The sequence below is a fragment of the Lysobacter tyrosinilyticus genome (assembly GCF_054779815.1).
On sequence record NZ_BAAGXN010000014.1, the window covers coordinates 247285 to 257361 of the forward strand.

11 protein-coding genes and 1 riboswitch are annotated in these 10077 nt (G+C 63.0%); of the genes, 7 read left to right on the forward strand and 4 right to left on the reverse strand.

Features of this window, described 5'->3' with window-relative positions; all coding sequences use genetic code 11:
• Nucleotides 1-2 precede the first annotated feature (2 nt).
• Nucleotides 3-87, forward strand: a riboswitch (S-adenosyl-L-homocysteine riboswitch).
• A 48-nt stretch (nt 88-135) separates the two neighbouring features.
• Nucleotides 136-1566, forward strand: coding sequence for an adenosylhomocysteinase (gene ahcY, locus ACYVGK_RS17590; protein WP_460736088.1), 1431 nt, complete (start codon nt 136-138; stop codon nt 1564-1566).
• A 68-nt stretch (nt 1567-1634) separates the two neighbouring features.
• On the opposite strand, the gene ACYVGK_RS17595 is transcribed toward ahcY, so the two are convergent.
• Nucleotides 1635-1778 (reverse strand): hypothetical protein, encoded by a 144-nt coding sequence (locus ACYVGK_RS17595; protein WP_460736090.1) that lies wholly within the window; start codon nt 1776-1778, stop codon nt 1635-1637.
• Nucleotides 1779-1780: 2 nt separating this feature from the next.
• Here ACYVGK_RS17595 and ACYVGK_RS17600 point away from each other — a divergent pair, with 2 nt between their 5' ends.
• Nucleotides 1781-1951: a hypothetical protein gene (locus ACYVGK_RS17600; RefSeq protein WP_460736092.1), complete on the forward strand. Its 171-nt coding sequence runs from the start codon at nt 1781-1783 to the stop codon at nt 1949-1951.
• Between the two features lies 1 nt (nt 1952).
• Here ACYVGK_RS17600 and ACYVGK_RS17605 read toward each other — a convergent pair whose 3' ends face one another.
• The 3 genes from ACYVGK_RS17605 to ACYVGK_RS17615 form a co-directional block, all read right to left on the reverse strand.
• Nucleotides 1953-2681: a LytR/AlgR family response regulator transcription factor gene (locus ACYVGK_RS17605; protein WP_460736094.1), complete on the reverse strand. Its 729-nt coding sequence runs from the start codon at nt 2679-2681 to the stop codon at nt 1953-1955.
• Nucleotides 2678-3724, reverse strand: coding sequence for a sensor histidine kinase (locus tag ACYVGK_RS17610; RefSeq protein WP_460736096.1), 1047 nt, complete (start codon nt 3722-3724; stop codon nt 2678-2680). The genes ACYVGK_RS17605 and ACYVGK_RS17610 overlap by 4 nt, the downstream gene beginning before the upstream one ends.
• Before the next feature lie 67 nt (nt 3725-3791).
• The gene (locus ACYVGK_RS17615) at nt 3792-4730 is read right to left on the reverse strand and encodes an alpha/beta fold hydrolase (protein ID WP_460736098.1); all 939 of its coding nucleotides are present in this window, start codon (nt 4728-4730) and stop codon (nt 3792-3794) included.
• Between the two features lie 220 nt (nt 4731-4950).
• Between ACYVGK_RS17615 and metF the strand changes: the two genes are divergently transcribed.
• The 5 genes from metF to ACYVGK_RS17640 all read left to right on the forward strand — a co-directional run bounded on the left by metF (nt 4951) and on the right by ACYVGK_RS17640 (nt 9730).
• Nucleotides 4951-5775 (forward strand): methylenetetrahydrofolate reductase [NAD(P)H], encoded by an 825-nt coding sequence (gene metF, locus ACYVGK_RS17620; RefSeq protein WP_460736129.1) that lies wholly within the window; start codon nt 4951-4953, stop codon nt 5773-5775.
• Nucleotides 5776-5882: 107 nt separating this feature from the next.
• Nucleotides 5883-6590 carry a hypothetical protein gene (locus tag ACYVGK_RS17625; RefSeq protein WP_460736100.1) on the forward strand — a complete coding sequence of 236 codons (708 nt, stop codon included), beginning with the start codon at nt 5883-5885 and terminating at the stop codon, nt 6588-6590.
• A gap of 85 nt (nt 6591-6675) precedes the next feature.
• Nucleotides 6676-7299, forward strand: coding sequence for a DUF4124 domain-containing protein (locus ACYVGK_RS17630; RefSeq protein ID WP_460736102.1), 624 nt, complete (start codon nt 6676-6678; stop codon nt 7297-7299).
• A gap of 123 nt (nt 7300-7422) precedes the next feature.
• A complete protein-coding gene (locus tag ACYVGK_RS17635; RefSeq protein WP_460736104.1) occupies nt 7423-8685 on the forward strand; it encodes a M12 family metallo-peptidase in 1263 nt (420 codons plus the stop codon).
• A 127-nt stretch (nt 8686-8812) separates the two neighbouring features.
• Nucleotides 8813-9730 carry a branched-chain amino acid transaminase gene (locus ACYVGK_RS17640; RefSeq protein WP_460736105.1) on the forward strand — a complete coding sequence of 306 codons (918 nt, stop codon included), beginning with the start codon at nt 8813-8815 and terminating at the stop codon, nt 9728-9730.
• Nucleotides 9731-10077 lie beyond the last annotated feature (347 nt).

Sequence of the window (10077 nt, forward strand, 5' to 3'; positions counted from 1 at the left end):
GCCCCGCCGAGGGGCGCTGCGACCGCGGTGAATCTCCCGCGGCCAGGCTCGGCGAGGTTTCAACCGCAACAACGGCGCCCGTTAATGCAAGTCCAGGCTCACAGGCCGACGACTTCCAAACAACGGAGCAACAACATGAACGCCGTACCGAAGACCTTCTCGACCGAAGGCGACTACAAGGTCGCCGACATCTCGCTGGCCGATTGGGGCCGCAAGGAAATCGACATCGCCGAGCACGAGATGCCGGGCCTGATGTCGATCCGCCGCAAGTACGCACCGGCCAAGCCGCTCAAGGGCGTGCGCGTGACCGGTTCGCTGCACATGACCATCCAGACCGCAGTACTGATCGAGACGCTGCGCGACCTCGGCGCCGATGTGCGCTGGGCCTCGTGCAACATCTTCTCGACCCAAGACCACGCTGCTGCCGCGATCGCCAAGTCGGGCACGCCGGTGTTCGCGTGGAAGGGCGAGTCGCTGGAAGAGTATTGGGACTGCACGCTCGACGCGCTGACCTTCCCGGGCAACAAGGGCCCGGAACTGGTCGTCGATGACGGCGGCGACGTCACCCTGCTGATCCACAAGGGCTTTGAACTCGAAAACGGTTCCGATTGGGTCAACACCCCGTCGTCGAACCACGAGGAACAGGTCATCAAGAACCTGCTCAAGCGTGTCCATGCCGAGCGTCCGGGCTACTTCGCCGGCGTCGTCAAGGCATGGAAGGGCGTCTCCGAAGAAACCACCACTGGCGTGCACCGCCTGTACCAGCTGGCCGAACAGGGCAAGCTGCTGGTCCCGGCGATCAACGTCAACGACTCGGTTACCAAGTCGAAGTTCGACAACCTCTACGGCTGCCGCGAATCGCTGGCCGACGGCCTCAAGCGCGCGATGGACGTGATGCTGGCCGGCAAGGTGGCCGTGGTGTGCGGTTACGGCGACGTCGGCAAGGGCTCGGCGCACTCGCTGCGTGCCTATGGCGCACGCGTGGTGGTCACCGAAATCGATCCGATCAACGCCCTGCAGGCCGCGATGGAAGGCTTCGAGGTCAACACCGTCGAATCCACGCTGGGCCGTGGCGACATCTACGTCACCACCACCGGCAACAAGGACGTGCTGACGCTCGAGCACATGCAGCAGATGAAGGACCAGGCCATCGTCTGCAACATCGGCCACTTCGACAACGAGATCCAGGTCGACCGGCTGTATGCGTCGGGCGCTGTGCATACCAACATCAAGCCGCAGGTCGACAAGTACACCTTCGCCAATGGCAACTCGATCTTCCTGCTGGCCGAAGGCCGCCTAGTGAACCTGGGCTGCGCTACCGGCCACCCGAGCTTCGTGATGTCGAACTCGTTCTCCAACCAGACTCTCGCGCAGATGGACCTGTGGGCGAACAAAGACAACTACGAAGCCAAGGTCTACATCCTGCCGAAGAAGCTCGATGAGGAAGTGGCGCGTCTGCATCTTGAGAAGATCGGCGTGAAGTTGACCAAGCTGACGCAGGAGCAGGCCGATTACCTCGGTGTAGCGATGGAAGGTCCGTACAAGCCGGATCATTACCGCTACTGATCGCTTCGGTCATTGTTGTAAACAAGAACGGGCGCTTCGGCGCCCGTTTTTGCTTTTGCTTTTGTTCGTCATCCCGGCGCAAGCCGGGATCCATTTTGCTGTTGCCGTTGTTCTTCTCGCTTCAAGCCGCCAAAAGCAAGATCAAAAACTTCCGCCTCACGGCGGGTCACTTTCTTTGCTGGCCCAAAGAAAGTAACCAAAGAAATGGCCATTCTTGACACTGCACACCCATCGCTTCATTGCTACGGGGATTTTTCGACACGCCATCCATGGCGTGGTCGAAAAACGGCGCGCATCCATGCGCGCCGCCCTTCGGGTCTACGAACCGACGGGCGTGCAAGCTGTCATCGAACGCAACAGCCATGACTTCAAACGACGAAGCTGATCTACAGCGCGAGCCGTTCGCGCAACTCCCGCGCCTGTCGCCGCGACACTTCCACCACGCTGCCGTCCCTGAGCGTGAGGTCATAGCCCTCGCTCACCGACACATCGATGTTCTTGACCATGCGCAGGTTCACCAGCGTGTTGCGGTTGGCGCGGAAGAACAGCGCTGGATCCAGGCGCGCCTCCAGGGCACTGAGACTACGCGCCAGCATCGCCTTCTCGTCACGAAACCAGACCTGTGCGTAGTTGCCATCGACCACGATCCGGCTGATCTCGCGGAGCGCGACGAACCAGCAGCGTTCGCCGTCGCGCAGAAACACCTGGTCGTCCAATCCCAACAGGCCGCGCGGCGCTTCTGCCGTCTCCGCCGTCGCGCGGCGTGCACGCGCCTTGGCGATTGCCGCCGCCAGGCGCTCGGGAACGACGGGTTTGACCAGGTAGTCGAGCGCATTCGTCTCGAAAGCACGCAATGCGTACTGGTCGTAAGCGGTGGTGAACACGACGGGCGGCGCCGCCTCGAGACCTTCAAGCACGTCGAATCCGGTGCCTGAAGGCATCTGGATGTCGAGCAACACCAGATCCGGTTGCAGCTTGGTGATCGCCGCCTGCGCCGCCGGGACGTCATCGGCTTCGCCGATGCATTCGACGTCGGGCAACTCCGCCAGTAGCGTGCGCAACTCCTGCCGCGCGAGCCGGGTGTCGTCGACGATCAGGACACGCAGCGCGCTCATTGAGCCACCTCAAGGCGGGCCAACACGCGTGGACCGTTCTGCTGCAGCTCGAAATGATGGCCCGGCTCGCGCGCCAGCCGTGCTCGCAGGTAAGCGAGGCCGACGCCGTGTCCACCGGCCGACGCGTCCATGCGCCCCGGATTACTGACCTCGACGGCAAGCTTGTCGCCCTGACGCCAGGCCGACACACCCAGTTCGCCGCCGCCCGGCGTGCGCGCAATGCCATGTTTGATCGCGTTCTCCACCAGCAGCTGCAACAGCATGGGTGGCAGCTGGGCATCCAGTGCATCGCGAGCGATATCGCGATGCACGCGCAGGCGCTCTTCGTAATGAACGCTTTCGACCGCCAAGTAATCTTCGACCACCGCGAGTTCCTCACCCAGCGTCGCGGCGTCACGCTGACTGTGTTCCAGCGCATGGCGCAGAATGTTGGACAGCCGCGTGACGACTTCGCGTGCCCGCGCCGGCTCTTCGTTGATCAGGGCGCGCACGTTGTTCAATGCATTGAAGACGAAATGGGGGTTGAGCCGGGCGCGCAGTGCGTCGAGCTCGAGTGCATTGCGCTGGGCTTCGGCCCGCAATCGCGCCATCTCGCCGACGCGATAGCGGCTCAGGGCTTGCCAGCCTGCCCACAGCGCGGTCCACATGCCGATGATCACGACGATGTTGAGCCAGTAGCCGAGCAGCTGGCCCGGCCCATTGCGTCCGAGATCGGCCCGGGCGACCCAGCCGACCAGCAGTGCAATCCACGTCATCGCGTTGACCAGCATCAGCGTTACCGTGGCACCCAAGGCAACGCCACCTGCGAGGCGCAACGCGAAGCGGCCACCGCCCTGCTCGATCCAGCGTCGACGCAGCGCGGCGATGCGCAGCGCGCTGGTGCTCAGCCAAACGCCGATGCCCAAACCGGTGGCTACCAGCCAGGCCGCGGCGTTGAGGCGCATGAAGAACGAGAACAGCAGGAGGTTGAATGCCGCATAGCTCAGGCCGTACAGGCTGTTCAACAACACGAAGCGCAGTTCGTTGCGGGTCATCACGGCCATCGATCCATTAGGGCTTCATCGAAACGCCGGCGCAGGCGCCGGCCGTCAGTCGCGGAACTCTGGCTGCTTACTTCGCCGTCGACGATGCGTCGATGAAACCACGCACCTGCGCCTGCAGCCACTGCGGGTCGTCCCACATCAGGAAATGGTAGCCGCCTTCGCTCAGTTCGATGCGCACGCCGTCGAGATTGGCGTACTGGGCCTTGAAGATTGCGGTGGTCGACTCCTTGGTCGCGCCATAAGGTGCATACGCGGCCCACGAACCCAGTAGCAGTGCCGGCACCTTGATCTGCGCGAGCTGCGGGCGCAGGTCGGTGGTCATCATTTCGTACATGGCTTCGGTGGTGATCGCGCGGTCACTGGCGTTGCCCCATGCGCTCAGCGTTTCGACGCGCTTCGGATCGCGGGTCAGTCCCTTGACGCTGCTGAGCACACCGGCGCGGTAACCCGCATCGTCCTGTGCACGCATGCGGGTGCGCATCGCTTCGGCCATCGGCTTCACCGATTCGGCGGTCGCCGCCGGATTCTGGAGTCCACCAAGGAAGGCCAGCGTATCGACGATCACCACGCGTTCGAACGTCTTGGGCTGCTTGATCGCCATCTGCATGGCGAGGAAGCCACCGAGGCTGTGGCCCATCACCACCGGATGCTTCAGCTTGCGCGCTTCGGTATAGGCGAGCAGGCGATCGCGCATGTCGTCGAGCCAGGCCTGCTGGTTCGCGTCCTTCGCCGACGGCTGGCCGGCGAAACCCGGCAACGTGACGATGTGGCATTGCACGTGGTCGGCCTGCAGCGCGGCGCAGGTCTCGGTCCAGGTTTCGCCGGCGCTATTGAGGCCCGGGATCATCAGCACCGGGCGGCCCTTGCCGACCACTTCGATCTTGAGGTCGCGGAAGGACTGCGGCTCGGCGGCATGGGCGCCGTGCCAGACCGCGAACGACAGGGCGAAGCCTGCGGCGAAGATACGGAAGGCGCGGCGGAAGGCCGATTGGGCGATCAGTTGCATGGAGGGCTCCTTGCGTTGGGTGTGGTCGTTGGGTGTGGACACAGCGTGGCCGCGCGCCCCAATCCGCGCGGGAAATAAATGACGAGTGGCCGGCTGCCGTGGCGGGCGGCAGCCGGCCCGGATAAGCGGCCGGCATTCGATCGGCCCCATTCGTTATTTCCTATCATCGCGATGAAGCGATATATTCACCGCCACCTGTTTACCGGTCGATCCCATGCCCCTGCCCCCGATCAGCTTCGAGTTCTATCCGCCCAAGACCGACGATCAGCGCGCCCAGCTCGACAAGACCGCCGCCAAGCTGCGCTCGCAGAAGCCCGACTACGTGTCCTGCACCTTCGGCGCCGGCGGCTCGACCCTGTCGTACACGCCGGAAACGGTCGAGCGCCTGCATCGCACGCACGCGTTCGACGCCGCGCCGCATCTGTCCTGCGTCGGCGGCACGCGCGCGGAGCTGAGCGAGCTGATCCAGCACTACAAGGCCATGGGCTGCCGGCGCATCGTCGCCCTGCGCGGCGATTTGCCGTCGGGCATGGGACACACCGGCGACTTCCGTTACGCCTCCGACCTGGTCGAGTTCATCCGTAAGGAGCACGACGGTTTCTTCCACATCGAAGTCGCTGCGTATCCGGAATGCCATCCCCAGGCGGACGATGCCCTCGCCGACCTGCGCAACTTCAAGCGCAAGGTCGACGCGGGTGCGAATGGCGCGATCACCCAATACTTCTACAACGCGGACGCGTACTTCCGCTTCGTCGATGACGTGCGCAGGCTTGGTGTGGAAGTTCCGATCGTCCCGGGCATCATGCCGATCTCCAATTTCACCCAGCTCCGGCGTTTCTCGGAAGCGTGTGGCGCGGAAATCCCGCGCTGGATCGGCAAGCGCATGCAGGCCTACGGCGACGATGCGGAAAGCGTGCGCGAATTCGCTTCGGACTTCGTTGCAAATCTCTGCCAACGCCTGATCGATGGCGGCGCACCTGGATTGCACTTCTACACACTCAATCTTTCCAAGCCCACGTTGAGCGTGCTGTCGCGATTGAACTGATCACCGCGATGCGACATCGCTGAACCTGCGCTTGCGAACAGGCGAGGTTCAGCGTGAATGCGCTGACTCATACATGCTGTTGACCGGACGGGCTCGAACATCGCCGCGTGTCTCCGATTACCGGTCGCGCCGTGATATCCATCCTCAGATCTACATGTCTCGTTGTCTCGCTGGTCCTGCTTGCCGCGAGTGTCACGCAGTCACGCAATGCGTTCGCTGCTGGCGACTCGACGATCCAGCGCTGCGAAGCCGAGGACGGCAACGCCGTCTACACCGACAAGCCCTGCGCGCAGTTCCAGGCGCAGCCGACTCGCATGTCCAGCGATCTTTCATTCCGCTTAGCCATGGCCGAAGCGGCCGAAGCGGCGTCGGTGCCGACGCTGTCCCTGGGGCCGTATCGCGATGCATCCGAACCGCTTGAAGCAGGCTCGCGGGAAGCGCCGCCTTCGCCGCCTGGTCGACGCTCTGCAGCCGCCGGGTGTGCGCATTCACCGCAGCAGCTCTCGCAGGACCTCGTGGGAGCCTTCGCCTTGCATGACGTGAATCGTGTTGCCGAAAGCTATCACTGGGCCGGCATGAACCAGCGCCAGGCGCTGCCCGTAATGAAGCGGCTGGAAAAGCTGTCTGCGCGGCCATTGGCCGATGCGCGCTACCTCGCGGCCTGGATTCGCTCAAGCGACGAGGAGTCGGACGCAGCGGCGGTCTCTACCAAGCACCTGGACTCGGGCATGATGCAGCTGGTGTTCGCCGGCGGGGAACGCGTCATCGACTTCAACGTTCGGCGCTATTCGGGCTGCTATTTCATCGCTACCTGAACCGTACCGGGATGACGACAGGAGCTGGCGTGATCTGGGCCATTGCGCACTTTTCGCGACCAGTGTGCGGCGCTAGGCTGCCTTCATGCCGCTTCGCCTGATTCCATTGCTGCTTCTCGCCGGCGTGCTCGTGGCGCTATGGCCACGCACTGCAAATGCCGACGTACGGCGCTGCGTCACGGCGACCGGGGAAACGATATTCACTGATCGCAAATGCGATGAGGTCAACGCAACCGAACGCGTGCCCAGCAATCCCGCGGCACCGGCGGCACGTGGACGCAGCGGCGGATGCGCGCGTAACGTGCAGGATCTTGTATTCGAAATTACCAGCGCGATCGACGCGCGCGACGCCAATCGGCTCGCAGGCGTCTATCACTGGCCGGGCACATCCGCGGATGAGGGCTACCGCATCTGGACCCAGCTCGATGCGATCGCAAACCGACAGCTGGTCGACATCGTTCCGGTGATGCCATCGAGCCGACCGGCGCCAGTCGCCGTGCCATCCACTTCCGATGCGCCGGTCACGCGCAACGACGCAGGGGATGAGCAGCCCGCCAAACCCGCCGACCCGGAGCTGTATCCGCAGACTGCCGTTGGACGCAATCCGATCGCATTGCGCCTGGAACAAACCCTCGGCAACAGCGCCACGCCTGCACGCACCGTCTTCGGCCTGACCCACTATTTTGGCTGCTGGTGGGTGCGCTTCTGAGACGCTGCGCACCCGTACTGTTGCGCTGCCACGTGCGGCCCTCCGTTTCCCTCGCTAGCTTGGCCTCCGGGCGCGTCGCGCCCACTGCATGGGCCGCAGTTCACTCGTAGGGAGACACTACCGATGGTTCGATCGCTTCCAGTACTTGCCGGCGTGACCGGCTTGTTGATCGCCGGTACCGCTTCTGCAGCAGGCAAGCCGTTGTTCACTCCAGGCCATGGCCAGGCCGATGCGCGCAACGACCGCGTACTCGAACGCCTGCTCGGCAATCCCAGTACACGCGATATCAAGGTCGTCGATGTCGACGCCAGCGCCAGCGATACGGCGCAGATTGAACTCGATGTGGGCGGCCGCCGGGTCACCGTCGATCGATCGCGCTCCGAACATACCGCGACCGGCGGCGATGTCTGGTACGGCCATGTACAGCATGCCCGCAAGGCCGGCTATGCACCGAACGAGACCACGGCGGATCCGCTGAACGACGTCGTTCTGGTACGTCATGGCAACGAGATCACCGGCAGCGTGCGTGTCGACGGCAAGCTGTTCCGCATCCGCCCGTTACCCAACGGTGCCACGGCGGTGATCGAGGTCGATGAGAGCCGTTTGCCCGCGGATCATCCTGAAGACGCATATCGCGCGATTTTTGACGCGGCTGTGCGCAACAAGGTCAATGTCGCGGCGAAGCCTTGCCGAACCAATTGCGGTGGTCCTATCGATCCAGGCCCGACCCAAACCATTCGCGTGATGGTCGTCGCCACCGACGATGCGATCGCCGCCTACGGTGGCAACATGCAGTCGCTGGTCGAACTGGCTGTCGCCGAATCCAACCAGGGCTATCTCAACTCCAACATCGGCATCAACATGGTCCTGGCGAATTATTCGACCACGACCTACGCGACCGCCGGCATGAGCACCGATCTGTCGCGCTTCCGCAGCACCAACGACGGCTACATGGATGGGGTCCACGCGGTTCGCGATGCCAATGCCGCCGATGTCATGATGCTGGTCGCCAACGACGCTTCCGCGTGCGGCCTCGCTTCGGGTATCGGTTCGACCGCGGCTACCGCATTCGCCACGAGTTACTGGGACTGCATTACCGGCTACTACAGCTTCGCGCACGAGATCGGGCACTTGCAGTCGGCGCGTCACGATCCCGCCACGGACGCCAGCACGAGTCCGTATTCATACGGCCACGGCTACCGCGCGCCCGACAACAGCTGGCGCACGATCATGGCCTACAACTGCACCGGAGCCGGCTGTCCGCGACTCAACTACTGGTCCAATCCCTCGGTGACGTACGGTGGCGTACCGATGGGCACCTACGACAAGAGCCATAACCAGCGCGTGCTGGTTCAGACCAAGGCGACAGTTGCCGGCTTCCGCTGATCTCTCTCCGGGGGCATTCAGGCCGCGCGGGAAACCGCGCGGCTTTTTTCATTTCTGTGGCCCCGAACCCGGCGCGTTAAACTATGCAGTCTTTGTCCCCCACCGATTCACTTTTCGAGAGCGTCGCATGAGCATGCAATACCCCGAATGGATCTGGCACAACGGCGCGATCAAGCGTTGGGCCGAAGCCACCACGCACGTGATGGCGCATGTCGTGCATTACGGCTCGTCCGTGTTCGAGGGCATTCGCACCTACCAGACGCCTAATGGCCCGGTGATCTTCCGCCTGACCGACCACAATAAGCGTCTGTTCGCGTCCGCGAAGATCTACGACATGCCGGTTCCGTACTCGGTGGAGCAGATCAATGACGCCTGCCGCGAAGTGATCAAGGCGAATGGAAACACCACGGATTACCTGCGCCCGGTGGCTTATCGCGGCCTGGGTGGTTTCGGCCTCTCCGCGGATACTCCCGTCGAGGTCGCCGTGGCCACGTGGAAGATGGGCCAGTACCTGGGCGCCAGCGTCGTCGAACAAGGCATCGATGCCTGCGTCTCAAGCTGGCAGCGTTTCGCACCCAATACGTTGCCTGCGGGCGCCAAGGCCGGTGGTAACTATCTGTCGGGCCAGCTGGTCGCGCGCGAAGCACGCCGCCTTGGTTTCGGCGAAGGGATCGCGCTGGCTTCGACCGGCTTGCTCAGCGAAGGTGCAGGCGAGAATTTGTTTCTGGTCTTCGACGGCGCATTGCATACCTCGCCGGTCAGCGCCGCGCTGCTCAATGGCCTCACCCGCAATACCATCATCACGTTGGCGCGGGATAACGGCATCGAGGTCGTCGAACGCGACCTGCCGCGCGAATACCTCTATTTGTGCGACGAGCTGTTCATGTGCGGAACTGCAGCTGAGATCACTCCGATCCGTTCGGTCGACGGTCGCCAGGTCGGCACCGGTAAGCCGGGGTCGGTGACGCGTCGCATTCAGGACTTGTTCTTCGGCCTCTTTGACGGTCGCACCAAGGACAAGTACGGTTGGCTGGAAGCGCTTTAATCGCCATCGAATAAGCAACAGGAAAGAACAGCCGGAGATTCCGGCTGTTTTTTTATGGGTCAAGCGACGCTGCGGGCCGCGGCGCTTGAGCCGTTACCGCGCGAATCGGTGTAAGTCAGATTAAACGCGACGAGTCGCGCTATCGCGGCAATTCTGACTATAGACCGCGAACCCTCTGAGTAAGTCTCCGCAATTCCCGGGGTTAACTACGGGTGCAGGCGACGACATTTTTCTGACCTCGGCCGCTTGCTTCCAACGCAGCTGAAGACTTTCTCTACGCGCAAAAAAGAACCCCCGACCTTTTGGGTCGGGGGTTCGGAGTAAATGCTCAGCAATGACCTACTCTT

What these genes read in the sequence shown, in the direction of transcription:
- ahcY (WP_460736088.1), top strand. Translation starts at nt 136, where the DNA reads ATGAACGCCGTACCGAAGACCTTCTCGACCGAAGGCGACTACAAGGTC.
- ACYVGK_RS17595 (WP_460736090.1), bottom strand. Translation starts at nt 1,778, where the DNA reads ATGGCCATTTCTTTGGTTACTTTCTTTGGGCCAGCAAAGAAAGTGACC.
- ACYVGK_RS17605 (WP_460736094.1), bottom strand. Translation starts at nt 2,681, where the DNA reads ATGAGCGCGCTGCGTGTCCTGATCGTCGACGACACCCGGCTCGCGCGG.
- ACYVGK_RS17610 (WP_460736096.1), bottom strand. Translation starts at nt 3,724, where the DNA reads ATGGCCGTGATGACCCGCAACGAACTGCGCTTCGTGTTGTTGAACAGC.
- ACYVGK_RS17615 (WP_460736098.1), bottom strand. Translation starts at nt 4,730, where the DNA reads ATGCAACTGATCGCCCAATCGGCCTTCCGCCGCGCCTTCCGTATCTTC.
- ACYVGK_RS17630 (WP_460736102.1), top strand. Translation starts at nt 6,676, where the DNA reads ATGCCGCTTCGCCTGATTCCATTGCTGCTTCTCGCCGGCGTGCTCGTG.
- ACYVGK_RS17635 (WP_460736104.1), top strand. Translation starts at nt 7,423, where the DNA reads ATGGTTCGATCGCTTCCAGTACTTGCCGGCGTGACCGGCTTGTTGATC.
- ACYVGK_RS17640 (WP_460736105.1), top strand. Translation starts at nt 8,813, where the DNA reads ATGAGCATGCAATACCCCGAATGGATCTGGCACAACGGCGCGATCAAG.